The sequence below is a fragment of the Fictibacillus marinisediminis genome, from assembly GCF_023149135.1.
Classification (GTDB): Bacteria; Bacillota; Bacilli; order Bacillales; family Fictibacillaceae; genus Fictibacillus_C; species Fictibacillus_C marinisediminis.
The window spans coordinates 922,473-946,730 of sequence record NZ_JAIWJX010000002.1 but is presented as its reverse complement, the minus strand read 5'-3'; the positions used below and the strand labels follow the sequence as shown (position 1 = coordinate 946,730).

Here is a 24,258-nt window from a genome sequence, read left to right as displayed (position 1 = left end):
ATCCTATTTTTGGTGTAATTGAAATAGATTCTACATATGATTATAAAGCAATGAGGAGGAGAGAATGGAAGAACATTTGGAGTATACAGAAGAAATACCTCAGCCATTGATGAAGAAGAAACGTGCCTATCCGGTGACCTGGGGAGGATTCATCGGCTTTTTTGGTGCTTACCTTGGATTCATCATCTTGTTTTCATTGCTGACTGGCATGTTTTACGCGCTCGCAGCTGTCATTTTTGGTTTTTCCATGGCTGGATTTGAAAAAAGCCCAGTCTTTTTGCTGATTGATGCCTTAACGTTCATTGCCGTCATGCTCGTCTTTAAGCGCACCCGTCAGTTTATATTCCAGAAACTAACGCTGGGTGCCCTGAAAAAGAAGAAAACCTACTTCTTGATGGCCGGGGCTCTCATCATTTGCCAGGTATCCCAATATCTTATTTTTGAGGTGCTTCATCTCGAAGAGCCCGGATCAAAAGGAGATGACCGCCTTTTTACAAGCGGGATTGGTATCGCCGGTATCGCTATTGTTATTTTTTGTGCCTGCATTGCTGCACCTGTAACTGAAGAATTGGTCTTCCGGGGATTTCTTTTCCGTTTCTTTCATGAGAGATATCATTTTATTGCGGGGCTGACTGTTTCTTCTGCTGTCTTTGGCTCTTTGCATATCGGTTATCCGCTGGCTGCCGGTATCATGGGCATGGTTTTTGCTATGCTGTTCTACTTTACTAAATCTCTCGTTCCCGGCATGCTTGTCCATGCTCTATGGAATACGTATGTCTCCATTGTCGAGCTTCATTCTTAAGTGTATTTAGCAAAAAAATAGAGGCACCTTTGTAAAGGTGCCTCATATGTATAGGGGATTTATATTATCTCACCTTTAAATCTTATTGATAAGCATCAAGAGACTTGCGACTTGGTGCCTATTTTTGCTTCTTCTTGGCATTACAGCCTTCAGTCAGACGATATAACTAAGACCTTTACGCTAGCCCCATAATCCTTTAACCAGCAGATCGCCTTTTATGAATCCGTTAATCCCGTTTTTCTCAAGCAGATAATCCACAACCTCCTGCCGATCCATCCCTAGAGTCTCCAGCCCTTTGGCGATCGTCTTGAGGTAAGCAAAGGAAGGAGGCACAAACTCTTCCTCCCCCATATCATGGTTGGATGTAAACGTGAAAATCGGCTTGCCTTCGCAATCTCCCAAATAAACGATGGTTCCGTACCATCCCTCCGTTAAGGGAAGAAAACGGGATTCCTTAATTCGGGCGAAATCAATCTCTAAACCATCGATTCCGTTTTCCTGTGAAGCTACATCCATAAACTGCTCTTCAGAAATCAAATACATTCTTCCTGCTGTCTTCTCATTTTCACCTTCACGGTGGCCGATGAACGCCACTCCTCCTGTTCCCCATTTGCTTTCCTGTTTAGAAAAATAAAGCGGGTACTGAATGTTTATCGGCTGGTCAGCCAGGGGAGGATCACAATTGCGGCATCCTCTCTCTGGTTCAGAGCTGCCTTCTGCCTGCTTTCCCTCTATATAACAGCTGAACCTGTCTTGGTTCATATTTGAGCCGTAACTTGCATACCATACATAATTCATCAATCTGCCCCTCTCTTACAAATAGCGCACTTGCTGTTTAATATAACGTTTTAAATAACTCGCAAAGTCCATAAAACTGTTTTTATCCTCAAAAATTCCCTTTAGGGAGTCTATCTGCGGAAATATTCCATGCCGGTTAAATCTTACTGCCGTAATTCCGCGAAAAAACTCGCTTCCATCCTCATTCAGGATGACAGTATCCACCATTACTTCTTTTGTCTCTCCAATATAATGCTCTTTTAATTCAATTACATCCACCACATCAAGCTTATATTTCCGCATAATCCAACCTCCCCTTTTATTGTAGCAAACGGTGAAACAGAAAACCCGGCTGATGTTTTTACCTATTTCCCTGCAAAAACAGCATCAATACAACCGGGATAAAAAATAGTAAAAACGGCATGTATTTTGCTTTAAATTTCAAATTAGAGAATATTTATTCCATTTTGCTTGGTAACTTGGTACCATCGCACTATTGGAAAAGATTTGAAATAGTCTTAACGATTCTTGTTATAAATTGACAATCGGGATAAAATAGGAATATATAAGACAGGGGTTGCTGCTTATCCTGATACAACGTTCTAGCCCGAAATAATCAGGGGGAGGGAATGGTATGACAGTATTCGAAGCAATGTCGTTAATGATTGGTTTTTCAATGCTAGTTCTGACCATTATTCGCTCCAAGGACAACGATTAGGGTTACATCACATATCTCACACAAAAAAGCCATGCGGCATCGCATGGCTCTTTTTTAGTATTATTTTATTTCTCTTTTTTCTACAACTAATTCATTTTCACGAACATCAACACGTAATTCTGTACTTTCTTCTTGCTCCAGAAGGACGTCTGCAATAGCATCCTCCACTTTCTCCTGAATCACTCTGCGCAAAGGACGTGCGCCGAACGATGGATGATAGCCCAGTTCAGCAATTTTCTTTTTCGCCTCATCCGTAAAACTGATAGAGATGCCTTGTTCAACCAGGTTTGCTTTCAATTCTGTAAGCATAAGGTCTACGATTTGAACAAGATCTTCTTCATTAAGTGATTGAAATTGAACAATATTGTCAAAACGGTTAAGGAATTCTGGCTTAAAGTAAGAACCGATCGCATCGAGAATGCTTGTTTCTTTTTGAACTTCAGCCACCTCGTTTGTAAATCCTAATTTCTTCGTTTGTTTAATTCCAGAACCTGCATTGCTCGTCATGATAATGACTGTATCCTTAAAGCTTACCGTACGGCCCTGGCTGTCAGTGAGACGCCCGTCTTCAAGAATTTGAAGGAACATGTGCTGGACGTCCGGATGGGCTTTTTCAATTTCATCGAGCAGGATGATGCTATAAGGCTTGCGGCGCACCAGTTCTGTCAGCTGTCCAGCTTCATCATGGCCGACATAACCTGGAGGTGAACCGATCAGCTTGGACACGGCATGTTTTTCCATGTACTCACTCATATCGAGGCGAATCATGGCTTCCTTATCACCGAACAGTTCTTCTGCAAGTGACTTCGTAAGCTCTGTTTTACCTACCCCAGTCGGTCCGACAAACAAGAAGGATCCAATTGGACGGCTTTTGGCCTTAAGGCCTGCACGGCTTCGGCGGATGGCTTTTGATACTTTATCCACCGCTTCTTTTTGTCCGATGACTTTTTGGGATAAGCTTTTCGCAAGGTCTTTCATTTTTGCCTGTTCGTCCGCTTGAAGCTTCCTTACAGGGATTCCTGTTTTCTGTTCAACGATTTTTTGAATATCCTCCAATGAAACCTCTGCCTTCGTTTTCGCTTCGTTTTCGGTCAGTTTTTCCTGAAGCTGAAGTTCTTCCTGGCGAAGTTTGGCTGCAAGCTCATAATTTTCGCTCAATGCTGCTTTTTCTTTTCCCTTGGAAATTTCTTCTAATCGCTCTTCAATAGAAGAAGTTTCACTTCCTGAGTGCAGCAGATTGATTTTTGAACCTGCCTCATCCATGAGATCGATCGCTTTATCCGGAAGGAATCGGTCTTGAATATAGCGGTGAGAAAGATTTACACATGCTTTTAGAACATCATCAGAAAAGCTTACTTCATGATATTGTTCATACTTTGGAGCTAGTCCTTTTAAGATTTCATACGCTTTTTCTGGCGTGGGTTCATTAACGATTACTGGTTGAAAACGGCGTTCAAGCGCGGCATCCTTTTCAATTTTGCGGTATTCTTTCAGCGTGGTTGCCCCAACAACTTGAAGCTCTCCTCGTGCTAAAGCAGGTTTTAGAATGTTACCCGCATCCATAGATCCCTCCGCAGAACCGGCACCAACAATCTGATGAATTTCATCAATGAAAAGAATGACGTTCTTGCGTTTTTGAAGTTCAGCGATCAGCTGCTTCATCCGTTCTTCAAACTGGCCGCGGATTCCTGTATCAGCAACAAGAGATGCCACATCCAGCAAGTAGACTTCTTTAGATAAAAGTTTAACCGGAACAGAGCCTTCTGCAATTTTTAATGCAAGACCTTCTGCAATGGCTGTTTTACCTACCCCTGGTTCCCCGATGAGGACAGGGTTGTTTTTATTTCGGCGATTCAAGATTTCAATGACACGGCTGATTTCTTCTTCCCTGCCGATCACTGGGTCGACCAAGCCTGCTTTCGCAGCATGGCTGATATTGCGCCCGAATTGATCCAGGAATCCTCCTCCTCCACCCTGCTGGGTCTTAGGAGACTGCTGCTCGCTGGAAATACCTGAATTCATTCCGCTGCTCATCATTTGTTTAAAGAATTCGTCAAAGGATGAGAATTGATTCATAGGATTCATACCTCCTGCAGTGTTCATGGATTGTGTTACTTTATGGTAGCAATCTGTACAAAGCGTTAATTGTTGTTTGTGTTGATTAAAAGAAACATTCATATGAATAGTCGCAGGATTCACTTTACATTGTTCACATCGCATAAAGCATTTCCTCCTTCATTGTAATAGGTCATTTGTCTTGTCTGACTTTGACTATCTTTGACCTTATGGATTTATTATACTTTGACCTTCTTTGACTTTCAAGGTTTTTGCTCAAATAATTTATATTTGCTTATTTTTAGTGGGTATCATCACCTTTGGTTTCTAGTACCTTACACTTCTTGTTCCTGAAAATCAAATGATCTGTTTTTTTTATGAATCCGAGACCACAACCCAATAAAAAAAGCCCGCTGCATGAGCGGGCTTTTCACTATTTAATCTCAAATGTTTGCTTCTGTCTGTAATCGTTATCCTCATTTGTTGCCGTGAGCCAGATTTCAATCGTATATGTTCCGGCAGGCAAATTTTTGACCATGATGTCCTGTGTATAGGTTTCTCCTTGTTTTAAAGTGATCTTCGAAAGAGCTTGAGTAAACATGTGGTCCTCTGAGTATTGATAAACTTTTTTGCCCTCTTTATTTTTCACAATGTAGTCAAACTTCTTACCGCTTGTGAATTCAAATATTTTGACTTGCTCTGTCTGATTTTTCAGTTCATAGCGCAATAGCGCGCTCCCAGCCTTTTGCTCGAGAATCGAAAGTTTAGGCTCGATGGCGCCTGCAACAATTCCTCCGCCATTGTTTCTTTCAGGATCGTCTTTTTTCTGTTCCTGCTTGTTTCCGTCTCCCATTACTGGTTCTCCCTTCTTAGCCTCATTCTTTTCCGTTGTGCCGCATCCGGCTAAAACGATGATAAACCCCAATATAAGCAGCCAGTTTTTCAATGTAATCACCTCACACATAGTCTTGGCTGATTTTTGTTTTTTTACCAGAATAAAAAAAGGATTTTTATGTCTACATCTATAAGTACCCTTAAGAGAGATTATTCAACATACACCCAAGGGAGGATTTTTAAATGCCAGTACTACATGAAGATTTGCTTATAGAAATGAAAAAACTTACCGATGAAAAACGTGCAACAAGCAACGAGACGATCCTTCAGCAGCACAGCAAAGATGAGTCCCATCATTCACCTGTACTTCCGGAAGTGGTGGTTTTTCCTGATTCAGCTTCCGAAGTTTCTTCTATATTACAATACGCCAGCGAACACAAGATTCCTGTTGTTCCTTTTGGAGCAGGCTCAAGTCTTGAAGGTCACTGCATTCCACTGCAGGGTGGCATCTCTATTAATTTCCAGAACATGAACAAGATCTTGGAAGTGCGTGAAGAGGATTTCCTAGTCAGGGTGCAGCCGGGGGTAACGCGTACACAATTGAATCAGGCATTAAAAAAGTACGGTTTGTTTTTCCCTGTTGACCCTGGAGCAGATGCTACGTTAGGCGGGATGGCAGCAACGAACGCGAGCGGTACGACTAGCGTGCGGTATGGAATCATGCGGCCTCAAGTCAGAGATCTGGAAGTCGTCCTTGCAGACGGCTCGATTATCCATACAGGCGGGCTCGCCGCAAAATCATCATCCGGGTATCATTTGACAAGTCTTTTTGTCGGTTCGGAAGGCACGTTAGGTGTGTTTACTGAACTTACACTCAAAGTCTATGGCATTCCTGAGGCTACTGTTGCTGGAAGAGCGGTTTTCCCTAGTGTTAAAGCGGCGGTAGATGGAGCAATATCTCTTCTTTCGTCAGGAAACTCACTAGCCCGTGTAGAGCTTGTTGATGAATATTCCATCAGGCAGGTCAATCAGCACAGTGAAACCTCCTATCCCGAAAAGCCCACTCTTTTCCTGGAGTTTCATGGTAACCCATCCGGTATGCAGCAGGATGTTACCTTTGCTGAAGAACTGTTGTCGGCTAACGGATCTGAAGATCTGATATTCGAAACAGATTCTATAAAGAAGGCAAAGCTTTGGGAAGCAAGACATCACCTTGCCTATGCATTTAAGCATGGGTTTCCTGGAAGAGAGATGATGCTGACAGATGTGTGTGTGCCCTTATCTGAATTAACAGGCGCTGTGGTTTACGCCCGTGAACTGATAGAAATGGAAGGTCTGCACGGCGGAGTTCTCGGACATGTCGGTGATGGGAATTTCCATTCTATTCTCATGTTTGATAAGAGCAGCGAAGAAGAAACACAAAAAGCCAATCGTATTAATGAGATGATTGTCGAGTATGCCCTTTCTAAAAAAGGAAGCTGTACCGGTGAACATGGAATCGGTATCGGTAAGATGAAATATTTGCAGCAGGAACATGCCGACACCCTGCCATTGATGAAAATGATCAAAGAACAGTTCGACCCCCGCCATATTTTAAACCCGGGGAAAGTTTTATTTTAAAAACAGCAGATTAAGGAGAATCCGGACAGGGTAATAATAAAGTACAAACTTACCTTAGAAAGGACTAATAATCCATGAAAACTCTAATCATCCTTGTACTCGTAGTCATCCTTATCGTTCTGTTTATGAAAAGAAGAAGATAGTACTTAAAGAACCCTCTCATCTGAGAGGGTTCTTTTTTTAGGGGATAATACAAGCCGTTTAGTAGTAATAGGAAGAAGAAGAAAATTGGTCACATCTATGAAAAAAACCAGCTCTATTTTAGCTGGTCTAGTTCGTTTTTAATGCATTTAAATCTTGATTCCACTGCATCGGCTGCCAATGAGCAAGATCGTAGCTGCCTCCATCAATGTTTTCCTTTTCGTTGGACAGCGTCTCCAGAAGTTCCTGCGGCAAATGCTGTGTATTCAGAGTAAGATCAATGGAATCATCCGGTGAGTACAGCAGAACAGTAAACAGCTTTTTATTTACCATATCCATCCCGTGTACATGCAGATAGCGAAGATCATTCATCCTGTATACGAAAAAAATTCGGTAGGGGGACATCTCATCATCCTGCCTTTTTAGAATCAGTATGTCCCGGGTGCCGATTTCTAAACGACTGAAAATGGATAGATGGGCAATTTCACTTGAACAGTTGTTCCTTTATTCTCTTCACTCTCAAAAGAAATGTTACCGTAATGTTCTTTTACAATTTTATAGCATACCATCAGACCAAGCCCTGTTCCCTTTTCTTTCGTCGTATAAAAAGGTTCTCCCAATTTTCCAAGCCTGTTTTTCGGTATGCCCGAACCCTGGTCTTCAATCTTAATCACTACGCTTCCTTTTTTCATTATGACAGCAAGCGTGATGATTCCACCTTGATCCATGGCTTCAATGGAATTCTTTAACAGATTGATAAATAACTGCTTCAGCTGATTTTCCACACAATAAATAGAAGGAATTTCTTTATCCACTTTTAATTGAATCTGTATGTTTTTAATAATGGCTTGTGTGTCCAGGAGGCGGATCACAGATTGAAGCATATCTTCTAATGAACTGTATTCGAAATGGACGGCTTGCGGCTTGGCCACTAGCATAAGCTCCCCGACAATGTCATTAATTCGTTTTAATTCCGTCAGCATAATTGTAACATATTTAGTTTTCATCTCTTCATCTGTTTCCTTTAAAAGCTGGGCAAAGCCGATTAAGGATGTAAGGGGGTTCCGTATTTCATGGGCGACTCCTGCCGCCAGCTCCCCCAGAACAGAAAGCTTCTCCGACTTTCTTATCAATTCCTCAGTTTCCTTCGTTGCTGTAATATCCCGAGCGATCGTTACGAAGCTCTCTATCTCGTTCCATTCGTTAAGTACCGGAACCGCATTAGTCTCCATGACCAGCCAATCTCCATTTTGATGCATCAGGCGACATTCAAAGGTAAAAGGTTTTTTTTTCATTTTGGCCTTCGCAAAGGCAGCTCTAAGAAATTCCCAATCATCCGGATGAATCCTTGAAAAAAGAATTCTATTTATTTCATCTAAGTTACTAGAGAATCCGAGGATGGCTTCATGGGAAGGTGAACTATAGATCAGTTCCCCATTAGGATTGGCTACGGCGATTAAATCTTTAGAATGCTCTGCAATGACACGGTACTTCGCTTCACTCTCACGGAGAGCCCGCTCTGCCTTTTTTTGTGCTGAAATATCACGGTAAATCAAACAGAAACCGATGACTCTGCCCTGCATGTTGCGGATCGCAGAAAACGATATGGATACATCAATCTTTAATCCATCACGCCGGACTCTCTGGGTTTCAAAGGAAGGAACCGTACTTCCTTCGGCAAGAAGGCCCATAATACTTTTAGATTCAGCTTTGAATTCATCCGGTATGATAATGTGCGAATCGATTTCATCGGTTAGAAGGTCATGCTCTTCCCAGCCGAACATGTTCTCAAAGGCATGGTTGACCTTGATCAGATTTTCTTTTGTATCGACAATTAAGATGGCGTCAGTCGTGCCTTCGAGTACAGATTCCAAAAGTTCGAGCGCGACACTCAGCTCTTCTTCCTTTTCTTTATGCTGGGTGATGTCCCTTCCTGTCACAAACAAAAACAAAGGATTCCCTTCTTCGTCAAAAGTAGCTTGTTTGATTAATTCAAGATAAATATACGATCCGTCTTTTTGCTGCACTTCTTCTTGAATTTTTATCGGATGTCCTGTTTCCCAAGCCTTATTGTCTGTTTCATTTGACCGCTCGATCATCCCTGCATTACACCAGGAGTTCTGTTCATCAAGGGCCTTTCCTTTATACTTACAGCGGTCCACTCCAAATACCTGGAGCGCAAATTCATTAGCCTCTATCCAATGGCCTTCTCTATTTTTCAAGCATATAAATTCAGGCAAAACATCAATTAATTTTTTGAAAACACCAAGTCTCGGAAGAAGTTCATCTTTGGTTAGCATCATTTTCAGTCCACACCCTCAACTATCATTCTGTCGTATTGTGTCTCAATCCCTTTTATATTAGATAATGGAGTAAGGTTTTCCTTCAAGAATTTACCGACAAATAGAGACAATAATAGGCATGGGGAAAAATTTTGTTCAACAAAAAAAAGCCCCATGATCCGGGGCTTTTCAGTTTATACTGCTTTAACGGCTTCTTTCAGTGATTTTCCTGGTTTAAATGCAGGTACACTGCTTGCGGCGATCATGATTTCTTCCCCTGTTAGAGGGTTGCGCCCTTTACGGGCGTTGCGGTTGCGAGTTTCAAAGGTTCCAAATCCAATCAGCTGGACGCTCTCACCCTGCCTTAATGCATTGGTAATCGATTCAAGAACAGCTTCCACCGCAAGGGTTGATTCTTTTTTATTCATGTTTGTTGCAGATTTTACTGCGTCAACTAAGTCTTGTTTTCTCATGAAAAAAATCCTCCTAAAAAGTAATTTAATATATTGCATTTGCTACCATTATTAACGCTTTCTCACTTTTTATACATCTGACAGCCATTTTTTCAAACACAAAAAGGAGCTGTACGATAAGCCGTTAGCAAGCATAGAAACAGGATGTCTATTTGGCAGACGTTGATTTCCGTTCCAGGCTGCTCGCTTTCCGCGGGGCGTGCGCTGAACCCCTCGGCGCTTGCGCCTGCGGGTTTCACCTGTCACGCTCGTCCCGCAGGAGTCTCGCACCTTCCACTACATTCAACTTGTCACTGAAGATGTTTTTCAAACAAAGGAGCTGCCAGAAGGTCAGTTTATGACTTTCTGGCAGCTCCTTTCATGCAGCGTTTAATTGTTCTCTCTAGAATCCATACACGGTCATTCCGCCGTCTACAAAAAGAGTTTGTCCTGTACAATAGGAACCAGCGTCTGAAGACAGAAAAACGGCAGGACCGACTAATTCGGCCAGTTCTCCCACTCTGTTCAGTGGAGTGCGGGATAGAATGTCATTCAAATAGTTTTCATCTGCAAGCAGTTCTGCTGTTAACGGTGTTCTGAAATACCAGGGACCGATTGAGTTCACATTGATTCCGTAAGGGCCCCATTCCAGTGCAAGGTTTTTCGTCATTTGGATCATCGCCGCTTTCGTCGAAGCATATACGACTCCCGTTCTTAACGCAACATGCCCTGCTACAGAGGAAATGTTGATGATTCGCCCGTTCCCTTGAGATTTCATAAGTTTAGCGGCTTCCTGGGAAAAATAGAAGGCTGAACGAAGGTTGGTGTTCATGATCTTCTCCCATTCCTCTTCAGAAACTTCCAGCGCTTTGCTTCTAATATTCATACCGGCATTATTGACTAGAATATGTAAAGGAATTTGGCGTGATGTAAGAGAATCATATAATGATTGAATTTCTTCCTTTTCTGTCACATCTACTGTAAAGCCATATGCCTTTCTCCCAAGTTTCTCGATAGAGCCGGCAACTTCATCAAGATCTGATCGAGTTCGGGAGATCAGTACAACATCCGCTCCAGCTTCCGCAAAACCAATGGCCAGTGCCCTGCCGATTCCCCGCCCTGCTCCAGTGATCAATGCTGTTTTTCCTTCCAACGAAAAAGACGGTAAATACATGATCAATCTTCCTCTCAGTTAAATTGTAAAAAGACTCGCCAGATACCAGAATATTTCTAACGTAACAAAGTATCCCTCTTTTATCCATTAATAAAGGATATTTTTTAACAGAATGAACGATTTACCTTCACGAAACGTATTACTATTGATTCATGAATCAGGTCGCAAGGAGGACACCATAAAGATGGAAGAAAAAGATTTAGTCAAAAAAGCAAAAAATGGCGACCAGCATTCTCTTTCTCTCTTGCTGCAGCAAAATTATTCTATTTTGTTTCATTATGTACTGAAAATAACGATGAACCGTTCAACAGCAGAAGACCTTGTACAGGAGACCATGCTTAAATGCATTCAAAAGATTGGGTTATACGAGGGAAAATCCAAATTTTCTTCCTGGCTCATTTCCATCGCATCCCATCTATACATCGACCAGTTCAGACGCAAGAAAACCGAGCAGAAGTATCAAGAGCGCGAACAGGAATCCCGAAACCTGAAATGGAAAGCCGTTTTCATCAATGAAGAATGGAATGAAGTGCTAGATACCGTAAGCCTTTTAAACGAAGAAACAAGAATCCCCTTAATCCTAAAGCATTATTACGGTTATACGTACGACGAGATCGGGAAAATGCTGAATATTCCCGCCGGAACGGTGAAATCTCGGGTTCATACCGGGTTAAGATTCATTAGAAAGGAGTTAGGTGAAAGTGAAGGAGAATTCAGACTCAGCAAATAACCTTGAAGATAAGCTCAAGGAAAGCCTCTCACAGATTGAAAAATATGAAGAAGTCAGTGTGCCAGACCTTGCCTTTTTTGAACAAATGGTAGCTGAGGAAACCAGCAGAAATAAAAGACAGCTCGCTAAAGAGCTTGCCCTGTTTGGAGTGATAGCTGCTGCAGTTCTGTTCTGCGTAGCTGCTATGCTTATTCGGCTCCCTTCTGTTTTCGTCATCCTTCAGGCTCCCGTACTGATTGGGGCTATTCTGTTTCTTTATAAACATCATAGAAAAGAAGGTGAATGGAATGACACATAACATACACGGCCAGCCGCTTTGGACACTAATTCTCGTTGTCATCATTCTTCTTTGCCAGAGCACATGGCTGTTTCTGGACGGAAGGAAACGCGGCTACCGTTATTGGTTCTGGTCTCTATGGGGATTGATCCAATGTCCGTTTCCTCTTCTCTTTTACCTCATATTCGCAAGAAAAGTGTTCAGGTCCAAACCATAAATCTTCTTAGCGTTTATGTCTGTCCTCTTGTAGGGAAAATGGTAACATAAGGAGGAGATATCATTGCAGACATCACTTTACGAAAAATTGGGTGGCAAAGATTCCATAGGAAAAGTGGTTGAGCGTTTTTATGATAAAGTTTTGGCCGATTCGAGTGTGAATTATTTTTTCGAAAATACCGATATGGAAAAACAGAGGAAACATCAAACCAAGTTCTTGAGTTTCGCTTTGGGCGGACCTGGTCAGTATTCCGGAAAATCGATGGCAAAGGTACATGAAGGCATGAATCTCCAGCCTGAGCATTTCGACGCCATTGTTCTTCACTTAAAGGAAGCGCTTCAGGAGTTTAACGTGCCCGAACAAGATATTGAAACAGCAGTGGATCACGTCAATACACTAAGAGATGACATACTTTATAAATAATAAAAAAAAGAGGAGCTGCTCTATCCTGAGTCTGCTCCTCTTTTTTTACTCTTTTTCTACCCATTCCTTCCGCAGGACAAAAAGCTCTCTGAGTTCCTGAGTAGAAAGCTCTGTAATCCAGTTTTCACTCGTGATGACTTTTTCGCTAAGCTCTTTTTTGCTTTCAAGCATTTCATCAATCCGCTCTTCAAGCGTACCGAGCGTGATCATCTTATGAACGGTCACAAACCGTTTTTGCCCGATTCGGTGGGCACGGTCTGTCGCCTGGTTTTCTACAGCCGGATTCCACCAGCGGTCAAAATGGATCACATGGTTTGCTTCTGTAAGATTTAACCCTGTCCCCCCAGCTTTCAAGGACAGCACGAACACACTGTGCTTCCCATCCTGAAACTTTTCAATCATTTCATCGCGTTTAACCTTAGGCACTCCTCCGTGCAAAAAGAGCACTTCTTCGTTCCAGCGGTTTGCGATATAGTCCTGAATCAGATTGCCCATAAATAAAAACTGCGTAAAGATCAAACACCTTTCGCCCTTTTCTCTTATGGCTTCCAAGAGTTCCACCAGCTTCGAAAATTTATTCGATCGCTCCTCGAGCCTGTTCTTCTTTTCTTCCTTCAGATATAGAACCGGATGGTCACAAACCTGCTTCAGCTTGCCTAATAAAGCTAAAATCAGCCCTCTTCTCTTCATGCCGCCTTCTTGCTCAAGCTGCTGAAACGTATCCTGAATCATCCGTTCATATAAGGATGCCTGCTCTGCCGTTAGATGGACATACTCTTTAATCTCCTGTTTCTCCGGAAGGTTCAGCTGTACGTGAGGGTCCTGTTTGGTCCTTCTCAGTAAGAAAGGCTGAACAAGGCTCTGCAGCTGTTTCAGCCGGCTGTTATCGTGTTCTCTTTCAACAGGAAGGACGAACCGTTTTCGAAAGGCGGCTTCACTGCCCAGGTAACCGGGATTAAGAAAATCAAAAATGGCCCAAAGCTCAAGCAGCCGGTTCTCTACAGGTGTGCCGGTCAGCGCAATTTTATGCCTTCCCGATAAACGGCGGATGCTCCTTGATTGTTTTGTAAAACTGTTCTTTATATTTTGAGCTTCATCTAAAATGATCGCATCCCACAAGACATGCTGAAAATCTTCTTCATCCAGCTGTGCGGTCGTATACGAGGTTAATACAACATCCGCCCCCTGAATCGACTTGATAAATGGCTCTCCTCTTATCCTTGAAGACCCATAATGAAGAAACACGTTTAAATCAGGTGAAAAATGCTGCAGTTCTTTCTGCCAGTTTCCAATGACAGAAGTCGGACAGATTAGAAGAGCAGGAAATCCCCCCTCTTCATTATCTTTTCTTGTTTGAAGCAGGTAATCGATGGTCTGGATTGTTTTCCCCAGTCCCATGTCATCCGCCAGACATCCTCCAAGACCGAACTTCCTTAAAAATTGAAGCCAGGAGCTCCCTGTTTTTTGATAGTCCCGAAGACTTCCCCGAAAGCCTGGGGCCGTAGGCTGAATCGGGATCTCTTTCACTTCAGACAGCTGTTCGACCATTTTGGCAAGGTCTGTGTTCAGCTCAATATTGACATAGCGCAGCATGGAAGGCTCTTCTTCATTGCCGTCTTTCACGGGCTGCATGAGGTGCTGTTCCAAAATATCCTTCAGCTGAAGGCCTTTGCGGTTAACACTCTTCATAACCTGTCTGACCTCACGGATAAAAGCAGGATCGAGCTTGAACCATTTCCCTTTAATTTTCACTAGGCGCCTGCGGCTGTCGACGAGCTTCAGGAACTCCTCTTCGCTCAATTCGATGTCGCCTGTGGAAACTTTCCAGTCGAACTGCACGATGGAATCCAGCCCTAAAAATGACGGAGCGTATCCGCCAGTTGAACTTTTCACCTTCGCTTTCAGGTCCGGCTGAAGATCTTTCAGCGCTTCCCACCATGAAGGAAGAAGGATTTTAAATCCCCCTTCTTCCAGCCATTGACTCTTCTCATTTAAAAAATCCCATGCTTCATTTTCCGTCAGCTTCGTCTTAAAAGAGCCATCCTTCTTTTGAAGAAAAGATACAAGTGTACCGGCAAAAGAAAGATCTTCTGCTATTCGGTGCTTAAAGGGCTGCCATTCTTCCGGGAGATCTTCCGCTGCCCCTGTCCAGTCAAATTGAATGCTGCTCTCCTTATCCTCCAGCAGCACATCCAGTTTCCAATATCGGTCATCTTCTTCAGGTTCCTGAAGCTCAAGAAGGACATCGAACGGCTTTTCGTCCTTTTTCCAACCCAGTTTAACGAGCCATGATTCCTCTGACAGATTTTCATAAAGAGTATTTTTTTCGAGAAGATGCTGAAACGGAAACCGGTCGAAAAAGGCAGAATCCGCATCCAATCTTTCTGGTTCTTCAAGAGCGAGTTCATCGATCGCCGTGTTCAGCCAATGTGACAGTTCTTTCCCGGTGGCTTCTATCTCCCATTTCCATTCACCTTTTTTCCAGGATTCAAAACTGGGTTTTACTTGACGTTCCTGCAGTGATACATCCAGCTCCCGGGCGTGAGTGATCATGTCTTGAGCCTCTGCGCTCCAATTGTCCTGTTTCAGGAAAAAACGCGGATGCCCTGTGAACAGATGAAACGCATCAACAGCAGACACATAAACATTTTGATCATCATCTTGTTCGATAAACGTTCCATAATAAGATTTTTCATGCCAGGCAAAAAGCATGGGCATCCAGTCATCCACATGGAGTCTGCGCCCTTTCTGCTCTCCCCAGAACACCATTCTGTTGTCGTTCAGCCATCTGGCATGAAGTACAATGGCGGTCACATCAATCATGTATGAATTTTCCTTTCCTTAGCTCTTCCTGAAAAGCGCGGAGTCTGGCATACTGGCTAGCCAGCTTTTCAATATAATCATCAAACTGCACGTCTCGGCCCAGCTTTTTATAGATGGACTGAAGCTTTTTCAAGAAACGGATGGCCAGCTTATAGGATTTGCGGTTTTTCTCCCTGATGAGCCGGTCAACGGACTGGTGGTACAGCGGAAGAAGCACTTCCATATCCAGCTGCTCCACTTCTTTTAAATCCGTACCATTAATCAAGGAAGGCGAGTATCCCATTAAGATCTGAAGCTCGACCCAGCGCTTAAAATCCTGCTGGACGTGCAAAAATTCATTATATTCATAAAAAGTTACCGGAAGGCAGTCAACGAGCATCTGTTCATACTCCATTTCCTCCCCCGTGTACTGTGCATATTTCCAAAAGTATTCAATATATTGGTGAAACTGTTCCCGAACAGACGTATCCCGGTAATAATCCTGCGTCTTCCGGTAAAATTCCGGCTTCAAGGCGAGCAGCCATTTCAGTAAAGACTCCCACTTTTCCCAATGAAAAAGCAGCTCAAGCCAAATTAATGCATGACGGGAAGAAAACTGCTCTGTTTTTTCCATCCGCTGATAAGCTTCTGTAAGGTCATCCCTCAAAAAGGCAAAGTGAACGAGCGCCATATCCAGAAACTGAGCCCGGGAACCCTTTTCCTTTTCCTCCAGAAGCTGCTTTTCATAAGCTACCACCCATTGATCCACATGGTAAATGGTCGCCCAGCCTACTTGAAAGACACGAAAAATAATATCAAAATAACGGGCGGGAAGCTTAAAAATATTCTGGAATTCTTTTAAACTTTCTTCAATTAAATCCAGATGTTCCGCCTTAAGCCTTTCTGCCTGAATCTCCATAGCCGTTTTGAACATCCCATCGACCAGCTGGCTGAGATTAAGTTTAAAATGTGAAGCTAAATAATCGGGCACCCCATATTGCTTTTCATATTCCGTAAGCCTTAGGAAGGTTTCAAGCTGTGCATGAAACCGATACAGCTTTCCAATGTCATCATCCATAAAACTGGCAGCATTCAATAGACCTGGATAAAACTCCTTATGGATGTGGGTGAAGGTATACCCTTCTCCCTTTTCCAGCTCTTTAAAGGTCAGATTCTGCATCTTATTCTTTTCAAAGTCTTCAAAGCGCTGATTAAAGTTCTTTTTCCATTCATCAACAGACAGTATGTTTTGAATCACCCGTTTTCTCGTTTTTGGTTCAGCATTCTTTGTGCTGCTCTCTCGCTGATCAGCTGAAGAAATCATGGCTTCCTGCTGTTCATTTTTTAGTTTTCCTCTCTTGCTTTTCCATTCCAATATAAGCTGATAGGGAGGTCCAAAAGAGGCATACAGCTGAAAAAACACAGCCAGCTTATGAGCACATGGCTCGGAGCTGACGCATGAACAGCTGCTCTCTGAAATATGCTCAAGATCAAGACTTACCGCATATTCACTCTCTTCAGAAACACTTCCTGTTACAGTCTTGTTATCCACATTAATATTGTATACAGCGCCTTTTTGGTAAAGCGCATAGCCTTCTTGTATCACTTCTCCACTAAAATGAAACAACACGTCTTTTCCAAGTTCCAGAACAACGTCTTTAGGAATTTGCTTACTTAACATGTGAGCCTCCGTAATATAGTACCATCCATTATATCAAAATTAAGGAGGTTCCATTCAATGTTGTGCTTCATTCCTTCAACAACAAAAAAATAATGGACTATATTGCCCATTATTACAGATAATTCAACACTATTTTTTTGTAATATTTTGACTACTTTTATCAAATCTCTTTTCGAAATTTAAGTTTTGCTTCATACTAGTTTTTGTGACAAAATCCCTCATGAAAGTCGTGAATGAAAGATGTTATTACAAATGATTGAAAAAAAGCGCGAAGTTTTGCTTTGTCTTGGGAAAACCTACGGATTGACAGCAGAAGTCACCGTGAAATGCAGCCAGGAACTAGATCATTTGCTGAATCTCCTTTCCCGAATGAAGGGCCGCCCAAAACAGTATATTGAGCAATAACAGCGCAATAACACAGAACGTAAAACTGCATAACGCAGAAAACGGCGGGGAAGTCACCCGCCGTTTTTGAATTCTATTAATTTTGAAGAATGTTCTCAATATTCTCGAGAGTCTCAGAGGAGAGTTTAATGCCGGAGGCCTTCACGGTTTCCTCCAGCTGATCCGGAGAGCTCGCTCCTACGATCGCGCTTGAAACATTCTCCTGCCGTAATATCCAGGCAAGGGCAAGCTGTGCAGCAGAGATACCGGTTTCTGCCGCTATCCCTTTTAACTGTTCTACTTTCTGGAGCTTCTCGTCTGTAAGATGGCGGGATATAGCCTTCTTACTGTTCTCATCTGCTGCGCGGCTTCCCTTCGGAGCTTCTTCCCCTATTTTGTACTTACCTGTTAGCACCCCTTGTGCCAACGGTGACCATACGACTTGGCCGATCCCGTGTTTCTCGCTGACAGGGATCACTTCTTTTTCAATATAGCGTTCAAACATATTATATTGTGGCTGACTGACAACAATTCGATCCAATAATTTTTTGTCGGCAAGGTGGACCGCTTCAGAAATTTGTTCTGCCGTCCATTCACTGACTCCCGCATACAAAACCTTTCCATGCCTGATCAGATCATCGATGGCCCGCAATGTTTCTTCGAGCGGCGTTTCTTTGTCATAACGGTGACAATAGAAGATATCAACATAATCCAGGCCGAGCCGCTGCAGACTGGCATTGCACTGCTCGATGACATGTTTGCGGGAAAGCCCTCTATCGTTCGGACCTTCTCCCATTGGCCAAAAGGCTTTTGTTGCGAGAACATAGGAATCTCTCTGGTAATCTTTCAATACACCTCCCACTACCTTCTCAGCTTCTCCGCGCATATAGACGTTGGCGGTGTCGAAAAAGTTAATGCCGAGGTCAAATGCTTTATTTATGCTGGCCTCCGCGTTCTCTTTCTCTACATAGCCGGCCGTTGTCAGCCAGCTGCCGAGTGAAATCTCGCTTACCTTCAATCCTGTTTTTCCAAGTCGGCGATATTCCATGAAAAGTTCCACCTTTCCTTCAATAAATAGGTACGATACAAGTTTAACAGTTTTCTGAAAATTATAAAGAATTACAGCAAGAAAAACCTCACACCCCAGTCATGCCCTGAGTTCATCAGGTAAATAATTCAATGGTTGGAGGGATATAGAACTATTTCGAAATAATTATGTAATCGTTTTGTTACCTTACTCTAACCTGCCTGTCATACACACCCTGTACAATTGCAATTGGCTATGAAGGAAAACATATCCTTTTTAACTAAAACTTTTCGTACTTGAGGAGGTACTACATATGATTAAAAAAGTAATTGCAACAGGAGCGATCGCTGGAGTAATGATGAGTTCTCCACTAGTAGGGGAAGCCGCGTTAGGGGACCATACATTAAAACAGGGCATGTGGGATAAAGACGTGCATCAATTGCAGCAACAACTCAAAGATAAGGGATATTTTCATTACACTGAAACAACAGGTTTTTATGGAGATATTACAGCGGCTTCCGTGAAAGATTTCCAAAAGAGAAACGGATTAAAGGTAGATGGAATAGCAGGAAAAAGAACTGCTGAGGCACTTCTTCAGTCCTCTTTAGGAAAATCAAATATACTACAGCAAGGCAGTAAAGGCTATGCAGTTTCAGGATTGCAAAGTGAATTAAAAGACCAAGGATTCTATAACTATACTGTGGATGGCATTTATGGTCCGGTTACTGTGAATGCAGTAAAAGCTTTCCAAAAAGCAAAAGGCATCGCTGTTGATGGATTAACGGGCCCTCAAACCATTAAAGCTCTTTATGGTGAAAATGGCGTTCGTGTGAAAACAGAAGTTGAATCTTCTGCTCCAGCACAAAAAGCCTCAGCACCAGTAAAGGCTGCTTCGACTGATCAGAAACAAGGAAAAACAGTATCTGTTGAAGCAACAGCTTACACTGCTGATTGCGATGGATGCAGCGGCGTAACAGCAAACGGTACAAATCTTAAAGCGAATCCAGACGTAAAAGTCATCGCTGTTGACCCGGATGTTATTCCGTTAAACTCTCAAGTGTATGTAGAAGGCTATGGCTATGCAGTAGCTGCTGACAAAGGCGGCGCCATTCAAGGAAACAGAATCGATGTCTTCTATTCTTCTAAGCAAAAAGCAACCGAATGGGGACGCAAGAACGTTAAAGTTACCATCCTGGATAAATAATCTTTGCATTTTAAGAAAAGAGGCGGACATGTGCCGTCTCTTTTTTTGTTTGGGCTGCGAACGTTGTTAGTGCGGATTATTCTATGAACTGCTGCTTCAGCTTTTCTTAATCCAGCTTCAAGACCCCGCTCCTAAAAAGCGTGTTACTATTCAGGTGTTCCACCGCTTTTCGGAGCTAAACAGGTCCTTCAGCTTTTTGCGTTGTCACAATATCTTTATATGTTTTTCGGCAAATATCTTTTATAATAGGTACAGTATTTGACTAATTAGTGAACAGGCTGGTGAATGTATGTTTCTTTGGATTGCGATTATCATGGGAATGGTAGAAGGATTAACAGAGTTTCTACCTGTTTCCTCCACCGGACATTTAATTATTGCCGGGCATTTTCTCGGGTTTACAGGGGACAAAGCGAAAACGTTTGAAATTGTTATACAGCTCGGTTCCATCCTAGCTGTTGTGGTTCTATATTGGAAAAGACTGTGGAGCCTTCTTGGTGTAGGCAAGGTGGAGACAGAAAACGGCCAAAAAGGCCATTTGAATTTACTCCACATTTTTGCGGGCATGCTGCCGGCTGTTGTGATCGGGCTTCTCGCTCATGATGCTGTAAAAAAATATTTATTCTCGACAAGTACGGTTGTATTCAGCTTAATTATCGGCGGTCTGCTGATGATTTATGCGGAAAAGAAGAAGAAGAAAATTACGGCAGCTACCCTTGATCAAATTACGTATAAACAAGCTTTTATCATTGGGCTGTTTCAATGTCTTGCACTTTGGCCCGGCTTCTCCCGTTCGGGCGCGACCATATCTGGCGGTGTGCTGCTCGGCTTAAGCCACAGAACAGCTGCAGATTTCACATTTATTCTTGCAGTCCCAATTATGATTGCTGCAAGCGGCCTTGATCTGTATAAAAGCTGGGATGTGCTTAGCGGAGCTGATCTTCCATTCTTTGCAGCAGGATTCATCACGGCCTTTATTGTCGCAGTCGTTGCCATTCTGTTCTTTATCCGCTTGATTGCAAAAGTAAAACTTACTCCATTTGCCTATTATCGTTTTATACTTGCCGCTGTTTTAGCTGCGATCATTTGGCTTTAATTTTCAATTTCAGATAAAAGATGGCGTTTTTCGCCGTCTTTTTTTGTTGGAGGTTTTTCACCGTTTTTGTAGAATATATTAGAAAAATGGAAAATAAAGGTGGAAATAAAATTGGATATCCTTCAGCAAACAGAACGCATGAAACGTAATATAGCGTCAGTATTAGTCGGAAAAGAAAAAATTGTCGACTTGATCATGATTGCACTTATTAATAAAGGACATATTCTTTTAGAAGACGTGCCAGGCACCGGGAAGACGGTGCTGGCTAAAAGTGTGGCCAAATCCATCAGCGGCGGATTCAGACGGATTCAGTTTACGGCTGATGTCCTTCCCAGTGATATAACGGGGATTAAATTTTTCAACCCGAAAGAACAGGATTTCGAGCTTCGCGTCGGACCGGTCATGACGAACATACTGCTGGCTGATGAGGTTAACAGAGCTACACCAAGGGCACAGTCCAGCCTGCTTGAAATAATGGAGGAGAAGCAAGTTACCATTGAAGGGGAAACAACCAAGCTTCCCTCTCCTTTTATAGTCATTGCTACCCAGAATCCGATTGAATCTCAAGGTACCTTTCCCCTTCCGGAAGCACAGCTTGACCGTTTTTTCATTCAAATACAGACCGGATACCCTTCATTTGAAGAAGAAAAGAGGATGATCTCTCTGTATCGAAAGCAGGAACCTCTCGATCAGCTTGAAGCCGTCTTCTCTCTGGAGGATTTACATAGAATGCAAGACATGGTAAAGGAAGTGGAACTCTCGGACGATGTTGAGAACTACTTGCTGTCCATTGTTCATGCGACAAGAGAATCAGGATTTGCGGAAGCTGGCGTCAGCCCGCGGGGAACGCTTGCCTTTATGCGTGCATCTCAGGGCCATGCTCTGATTCATGGACGGATGTATGTCACACCGGATGACATAAAACTGATGGCCCCTTTTGTTCTTTCCCACCGTCTGGTCCTCTCGCTCGAAGGAACGCTGAGAAAAACAAAGCATCAGGTCATTCAGGAGATCTTGAAATCCGTTGAAGTCCCGGTCGAGTCAGGTGCCGGGTCATGAGTGTCTGGCGGAAAGAGCTTGCCGTACCCAAGCTTCTTCAGGCCTCATTAAGTGCCTGCGTAGTTTTAGCTGCCATCAGTTTTTATAAAAAATCACCTGCTGTATTAGCACTTGCTTGCTTATTCGGAGCCGTATACTATCTCAGCCGGCTTTATTTCAGGTCTGCTGCTGATCAGCTTGTTTTTCTAAACCCGCGAAGGAGCATACGGCTTTTTCCCGGCGATACAGAAAGACTGCCTCTTACCCTTTCCTATGAAGGCAGCTGGCCGCAGATCCGTGGAACGATGACCTTTACCGCTTCCGATGCCATTGATGTTGATAACGCAGTACTGACGCATGAAAAGAAAAATTTAAAGCAAAAGGATTATGAGTGGCAATTTGCTGTCCCTAAAAAGTCACGGCTGGAGCAGGAGCTTATGGTTACAGGAAAAAAACGGGGAGCCGTGAAGCTGAACCGTATTGAACTCAGCATCCGGAATGTCATGGGATATGGTCTCCTCCTCCTGGCCTTTGATCCCATCTATCGAACGGAAGTGATTGTATTTCCTGCCCCTCTCCCAGTGATCGGTATCAAGCCGCTGCTGCAGTTCGGCCAGGGTTTCCATCCTTTTTCACGGTCATTGTTTGAAGATCCGGCTTCTCCTGCAGGTGCAAGAGACTATGAAAGGAGTGATCCTTATAACAGGATCCATTGGAAAGCAACAGCAGCTTCAGCTTCACTCAAGACGAAAGTTGTAGAGAAAACAACAGAATACAAATGGGCCTTTATCGTCAATGTTGGGTCATCCTCCTATGGGACATCCTCTTTTCAGAGTGAGACGATGGAAAACCAGCTTAGTTATTTAACCTTTATGTGCCAGCATGCTTCTTCAGCCGGTATTCCGTATGAAATCTTTATGAATATCCGTGTTCCCGGTGCTGTTGGTTTTCTTAAAGTGGAAAAAGGAGAGGACCGTGCTCATCTGTTAAAAGTACTCGAAACACTTGCCCGTATCAGTGTTTCAAGTGTAACCTTTCCCCTCCTCGAGCTGCTTGCAAAAACAGACCGGGAAATTTCAAGCACGATTCCCGTGGTTATACTGGCAGGCAACCTTGATGAAGATGGCAGGCAAGAGCTGTACTTTCAAAAGTGGCAGAAGCACGGGAGCCCTGTCTATCGGATTATAGAACAAGAAGAAGGGGCTTATCTTTCAAAATGGTCTGCAAGGAGAGCCATCTCATGAATAACAAAGGGATGCTTCTCACCTTTTCTCTTAATTACTCATTTGACAGTTTGCTTCTTTATTTAATCGTAATCAGCCTGCTGCCTTTCAGTCTTACCCTGTTTTTAAAGTTTTTTGCTCTTTATGTTCTTGGCTGCTTGCCATTTGTTTTGCTTTTTACCTTTTCGATAAAGATGACCGTGGGTAAAATCATCCTTCTCAGCCCTGTTGCTTTTGGAATTGCTTATCTTTTTGGGTTTGGCGCCCCCTTTTCTTTCCTTGTCGCAGGGATCATAGCCTGGCGAGCATGGGCTAACTGGTCTGAGCCCATTAAGCAAGACATGGAAGTGATCTGGCTTGTCTCATTTGTCCTGGCATTCTTCCAGTATATTTTCTTTCCGAACATTTCTGAGGCTTTGCTCCTTATTCCGACAGTACAGCTTGCCTATCTTATCCTGCTTAAAAGCTATCATCGAAATTTGAATGATGGGAAACCTGGTTTTCAGAACACAAAGCAAGGAATATTATCGTTATTGGTGCTGCTATCTTCATCAGTTGCTGCATACCTTGCTTTCCCTTTCTTTTCCTTCTTGTTCAAAAATTTGATGAGTGTACTATTCTATGCTGTATTTACGATTTTAAGCAAACCTCTATTCTTTCTTTACAGCCTTCTTCCCATCTCTGATGGCGGCAAAAGGAGAGCTGAAGCCTTTGCTGGATCATTTAAAGGAAGCAAAAAAGTGAAAGGACTGCCTCACGTATCACCTTTTCACAACCAATGGATATTGTGGATCATCTGTGCAGCCATCCTGCTCGCCCTTTTAATCTATTTCAGAAGAAGGATTCTATCAGTATTGGGCCAGACGATATCCTCACAAAGTATTCAGCCCATTATGCCCGGCGAAAAGCCTGCTCATAAAAGGAGCCGTTTTTGGAAAACACCGGCCGATGAGGCGAGAAAAGTTTATATCCAATTTGAAAAACGCATGACAAAACTAGGGGGCGGCCGTGCCTATGACGAATCTGTTACTGAATGGCTGCATCGGCTGGATCTGTCGAAAACAGCGATTGAGATCGTATCAACATTTTATAATAAGGTCCGATATGGAGGCCTCTCTCTTGATTCGGAAGAGCTGGCTTTCTTTAAAAAAGAAACACGAAACCTTGCAGGAGAGTTCAAGAACCGGAATAGAGAAGAAAAGACTTGATGCTTCCCCCTCGAAAAGAATAAAACAACATCACATTCAGAAGCGGTTCTGAGTGTGATGTTGTTGCTACTGAATAACTGGCCGTGTTCATAGAAA

At 43.0% G+C, this 24,258-nt stretch carries 24 protein-coding genes; 13 read left to right on the top strand and 11 right to left on the bottom strand.

The window, feature by feature from the left end; translation table 11 throughout:
- Positions 1 to 64: 64 nt before the first annotated feature.
- Positions 65 to 802 carry a CPBP family intramembrane glutamic endopeptidase gene (locus tag LCY76_RS05235; RefSeq protein WP_248251741.1) on the top strand — a complete coding sequence of 246 codons (738 nt, stop codon included), beginning with the start codon at positions 65 to 67 and terminating at the stop codon, positions 800 to 802.
- Between the two features lie 180 nt (positions 803 to 982).
- On the opposite strand, the gene LCY76_RS05230 is transcribed toward LCY76_RS05235, so the two are convergent.
- Both LCY76_RS05230 and LCY76_RS05225 read right to left on the bottom strand, forming a co-directional pair.
- Positions 983 to 1,600: a hypothetical protein gene (locus LCY76_RS05230; protein ID WP_248251740.1), complete on the bottom strand. Its 618-nt coding sequence runs from the start codon at positions 1,598 to 1,600 to the stop codon at positions 983 to 985.
- 15 nt (positions 1,601 to 1,615) lie between these two features.
- A complete protein-coding gene (locus LCY76_RS05225) occupies positions 1,616 to 1,882 on the bottom strand; it encodes a hypothetical protein (RefSeq protein ID WP_248251739.1) in 267 nt (88 codons plus the stop codon).
- Between the two features lie 331 nt (positions 1,883 to 2,213).
- Here LCY76_RS05225 and LCY76_RS24115 point away from each other — a divergent pair, with 331 nt between their 5' ends.
- Complete coding sequence (locus tag LCY76_RS24115; protein WP_353051312.1) at positions 2,214 to 2,297, top strand: putative holin-like toxin; 84 nt, start codon at positions 2,214 to 2,216, stop codon at positions 2,295 to 2,297.
- Between the two features lie 60 nt (positions 2,298 to 2,357).
- On the opposite strand, the gene LCY76_RS05220 is transcribed toward LCY76_RS24115, so the two are convergent.
- Entirely contained in the window at positions 2,358 to 4,517 is a 2,160-nt protein-coding gene (locus tag LCY76_RS05220; protein ID WP_248251738.1) for an ATP-dependent Clp protease ATP-binding subunit, read from the bottom strand.
- Positions 4,518 to 4,785: 268 nt separating this feature from the next.
- Positions 4,786 to 5,298 (bottom strand): BsuPI-related putative proteinase inhibitor, encoded by a 513-nt coding sequence (locus LCY76_RS05215; RefSeq protein ID WP_248251737.1) that lies wholly within the window; start codon positions 5,296 to 5,298, stop codon positions 4,786 to 4,788.
- A gap of 131 nt (positions 5,299 to 5,429) precedes the next feature.
- On the opposite strand from LCY76_RS05215, the gene LCY76_RS05210 reads away from it, so the two are divergent.
- Positions 5,430 to 6,806, top strand: a complete 1,377-nt coding sequence (locus tag LCY76_RS05210) for an FAD-binding oxidoreductase (RefSeq protein ID WP_248251736.1) — start codon at positions 5,430 to 5,432, stop codon at positions 6,804 to 6,806.
- A gap of 270 nt (positions 6,807 to 7,076) precedes the next feature.
- Here LCY76_RS05210 and LCY76_RS05205 read toward each other — a convergent pair whose 3' ends face one another.
- The 4 genes from LCY76_RS05205 to LCY76_RS05190 form a co-directional block, all read right to left on the bottom strand.
- On the bottom strand, positions 7,077 to 7,352 hold the full coding sequence (locus LCY76_RS05205) for a hypothetical protein (protein WP_248251735.1): 276 nt from the start codon (positions 7,350 to 7,352) through the stop codon (positions 7,077 to 7,079).
- A 47-nt stretch (positions 7,353 to 7,399) separates the two neighbouring features.
- Positions 7,400 to 9,250, bottom strand: coding sequence for a PAS domain-containing sensor histidine kinase (locus tag LCY76_RS05200; RefSeq protein ID WP_248251734.1), 1,851 nt, complete (start codon positions 9,248 to 9,250; stop codon positions 7,400 to 7,402).
- Positions 9,251 to 9,423: 173 nt separating this feature from the next.
- Positions 9,424 to 9,702, bottom strand: coding sequence for an HU family DNA-binding protein (locus LCY76_RS05195; protein ID WP_053355437.1), 279 nt, complete (start codon positions 9,700 to 9,702; stop codon positions 9,424 to 9,426).
- 382 nt (positions 9,703 to 10,084) lie between these two features.
- Positions 10,085 to 10,855 (bottom strand): SDR family NAD(P)-dependent oxidoreductase, encoded by a 771-nt coding sequence (locus LCY76_RS05190; protein WP_248251733.1) that lies wholly within the window; start codon positions 10,853 to 10,855, stop codon positions 10,085 to 10,087.
- Between the two features lie 184 nt (positions 10,856 to 11,039).
- Here LCY76_RS05190 and sigY point away from each other — a divergent pair, with 184 nt between their 5' ends.
- The 4 genes from sigY to LCY76_RS05170 all read left to right on the top strand — a co-directional run bounded on the left by sigY (position 11,040) and on the right by LCY76_RS05170 (position 12,502).
- Positions 11,040 to 11,585, top strand: a complete 546-nt coding sequence (gene sigY, locus LCY76_RS05185; protein WP_248251732.1) for an RNA polymerase sigma factor SigY — start codon at positions 11,040 to 11,042, stop codon at positions 11,583 to 11,585.
- Positions 11,557 to 11,883, top strand: coding sequence for a YxlC family protein (locus tag LCY76_RS05180; RefSeq protein ID WP_248251731.1), 327 nt, complete (start codon positions 11,557 to 11,559; stop codon positions 11,881 to 11,883). Before sigY ends, LCY76_RS05180 begins: the two co-directional genes overlap by 29 nt.
- Positions 11,873 to 12,079, top strand: coding sequence for a sigmaY antisigma factor component (locus LCY76_RS05175; RefSeq protein ID WP_082316010.1), 207 nt, complete (start codon positions 11,873 to 11,875; stop codon positions 12,077 to 12,079). The genes LCY76_RS05180 and LCY76_RS05175 overlap by 11 nt, the downstream gene beginning before the upstream one ends.
- A gap of 63 nt (positions 12,080 to 12,142) precedes the next feature.
- Positions 12,143 to 12,502, top strand: a complete 360-nt coding sequence (locus LCY76_RS05170; RefSeq protein ID WP_272885570.1) for a group I truncated hemoglobin — start codon at positions 12,143 to 12,145, stop codon at positions 12,500 to 12,502.
- A 45-nt stretch (positions 12,503 to 12,547) separates the two neighbouring features.
- Here the strand turns inward: LCY76_RS05170 and LCY76_RS05165 are convergent, their stop codons facing one another.
- Positions 12,548 to 15,325, bottom strand: a complete 2,778-nt coding sequence (locus LCY76_RS05165) for a DEAD/DEAH box helicase (RefSeq protein WP_248251730.1) — start codon at positions 15,323 to 15,325, stop codon at positions 12,548 to 12,550.
- Positions 15,318 to 16,985 (bottom strand): SWIM zinc finger family protein, encoded by a 1,668-nt coding sequence (locus tag LCY76_RS05160; protein ID WP_248251729.1) that lies wholly within the window; start codon positions 16,983 to 16,985, stop codon positions 15,318 to 15,320. The genes LCY76_RS05165 and LCY76_RS05160 overlap by 8 nt, the downstream gene beginning before the upstream one ends.
- A gap of 252 nt (positions 16,986 to 17,237) precedes the next feature.
- On the opposite strand from LCY76_RS05160, the gene LCY76_RS05155 reads away from it, so the two are divergent.
- On the top strand, positions 17,238 to 17,390 hold the full coding sequence (locus tag LCY76_RS05155) for an aspartyl-phosphate phosphatase Spo0E family protein (RefSeq protein ID WP_231689152.1): 153 nt from the start codon (positions 17,238 to 17,240) through the stop codon (positions 17,388 to 17,390).
- A gap of 76 nt (positions 17,391 to 17,466) precedes the next feature.
- Here LCY76_RS05155 and LCY76_RS05150 read toward each other — a convergent pair whose 3' ends face one another.
- Entirely contained in the window at positions 17,467 to 18,417 is a 951-nt protein-coding gene (locus tag LCY76_RS05150) for an aldo/keto reductase family protein (RefSeq protein WP_248251728.1), read from the bottom strand.
- A 292-nt stretch (positions 18,418 to 18,709) separates the two neighbouring features.
- On the opposite strand from LCY76_RS05150, the gene LCY76_RS05145 reads away from it, so the two are divergent.
- From LCY76_RS05145 to LCY76_RS05125, 5 genes are all read left to right on the top strand, one after another.
- Positions 18,710 to 19,600 (top strand): peptidoglycan-binding protein, encoded by an 891-nt coding sequence (locus LCY76_RS05145; protein ID WP_248251727.1) that lies wholly within the window; start codon positions 18,710 to 18,712, stop codon positions 19,598 to 19,600.
- Positions 19,601 to 19,889: 289 nt separating this feature from the next.
- Positions 19,890 to 20,693: an undecaprenyl-diphosphate phosphatase gene (gene bacA, locus LCY76_RS05140; RefSeq protein ID WP_248251726.1), complete on the top strand. Its 804-nt coding sequence runs from the start codon at positions 19,890 to 19,892 to the stop codon at positions 20,691 to 20,693.
- A 138-nt stretch (positions 20,694 to 20,831) separates the two neighbouring features.
- The gene (locus LCY76_RS05135; protein WP_248254594.1) at positions 20,832 to 21,752 is read left to right on the top strand and encodes an AAA family ATPase; all 921 of its coding nucleotides are present in this window, start codon (positions 20,832 to 20,834) and stop codon (positions 21,750 to 21,752) included.
- Positions 21,749 to 22,975: a DUF58 domain-containing protein gene (locus tag LCY76_RS05130; protein WP_248251725.1), complete on the top strand. Its 1,227-nt coding sequence runs from the start codon at positions 21,749 to 21,751 to the stop codon at positions 22,973 to 22,975. Before LCY76_RS05135 ends, LCY76_RS05130 begins: the two co-directional genes overlap by 4 nt.
- Positions 22,972 to 24,162, top strand: coding sequence for a hypothetical protein (locus LCY76_RS05125; RefSeq protein ID WP_248251724.1), 1,191 nt, complete (start codon positions 22,972 to 22,974; stop codon positions 24,160 to 24,162). The genes LCY76_RS05130 and LCY76_RS05125 overlap by 4 nt, the downstream gene beginning before the upstream one ends.
- Positions 24,163 to 24,258 lie beyond the last annotated feature (96 nt).

Coding starts and splice junctions, on each gene's coding strand:
- LCY76_RS05235 (WP_248251741.1), top strand. CDS start 65: ATGGAAGAACATTTGGAGTATACAGAAGAAATACCTCAGCCATTGATG.
- LCY76_RS05230 (WP_248251740.1), bottom strand. CDS start 1,600: ATGAATTATGTATGGTATGCAAGTTACGGCTCAAATATGAACCAAGAC.
- LCY76_RS05225 (WP_248251739.1), bottom strand. CDS start 1,882: ATGCGGAAATATAAGCTTGATGTGGTGGATGTAATTGAATTAAAAGAG.
- LCY76_RS24115 (WP_353051312.1), top strand. CDS start 2,214: ATGACAGTATTCGAAGCAATGTCGTTAATGATTGGTTTTTCAATGCTA.
- LCY76_RS05220 (WP_248251738.1), bottom strand. CDS start 4,517: ATGCGATGTGAACAATGTAAAGTGAATCCTGCGACTATTCATATGAAT.
- LCY76_RS05210 (WP_248251736.1), top strand. CDS start 5,430: ATGCCAGTACTACATGAAGATTTGCTTATAGAAATGAAAAAACTTACC.
- LCY76_RS05205 (WP_248251735.1), bottom strand. CDS start 7,352: ATGTCCCCCTACCGAATTTTTTTCGTATACAGGATGAATGATCTTCGC.
- LCY76_RS05200 (WP_248251734.1), bottom strand. CDS start 9,250: ATGATGCTAACCAAAGATGAACTTCTTCCGAGACTTGGTGTTTTCAAA.
- LCY76_RS05195 (WP_053355437.1), bottom strand. CDS start 9,702: ATGAGAAAACAAGACTTAGTTGACGCAGTAAAATCTGCAACAAACATG.
- LCY76_RS05190 (WP_248251733.1), bottom strand. CDS start 10,855: ATGTATTTACCGTCTTTTTCGTTGGAAGGAAAAACAGCATTGATCACT.
- sigY (WP_248251732.1), top strand. CDS start 11,040: ATGGAAGAAAAAGATTTAGTCAAAAAAGCAAAAAATGGCGACCAGCAT.
- LCY76_RS05175 (WP_082316010.1), top strand. CDS start 11,873: ATGACACATAACATACACGGCCAGCCGCTTTGGACACTAATTCTCGTT.
- LCY76_RS05165 (WP_248251730.1), bottom strand. CDS start 15,325: ATGATTGATGTGACCGCCATTGTACTTCATGCCAGATGGCTGAACGAC.
- LCY76_RS05160 (WP_248251729.1), bottom strand. CDS start 16,985: ATGTTAAGTAAGCAAATTCCTAAAGACGTTGTTCTGGAACTTGGAAAA.
- LCY76_RS05155 (WP_231689152.1), top strand. CDS start 17,238: ATGATTGAAAAAAAGCGCGAAGTTTTGCTTTGTCTTGGGAAAACCTAC.
- LCY76_RS05150 (WP_248251728.1), bottom strand. CDS start 18,417: ATGGAATATCGCCGACTTGGAAAAACAGGATTGAAGGTAAGCGAGATT.
- LCY76_RS05145 (WP_248251727.1), top strand. CDS start 18,710: ATGATTAAAAAAGTAATTGCAACAGGAGCGATCGCTGGAGTAATGATG.
- bacA (WP_248251726.1), top strand. CDS start 19,890: ATGTTTCTTTGGATTGCGATTATCATGGGAATGGTAGAAGGATTAACA.
- LCY76_RS05135 (WP_248254594.1), top strand. CDS start 20,832: ATGAAACGTAATATAGCGTCAGTATTAGTCGGAAAAGAAAAAATTGTC.
- LCY76_RS05130 (WP_248251725.1), top strand. CDS start 21,749: ATGAGTGTCTGGCGGAAAGAGCTTGCCGTACCCAAGCTTCTTCAGGCC.
- LCY76_RS05125 (WP_248251724.1), top strand. CDS start 22,972: ATGAATAACAAAGGGATGCTTCTCACCTTTTCTCTTAATTACTCATTT.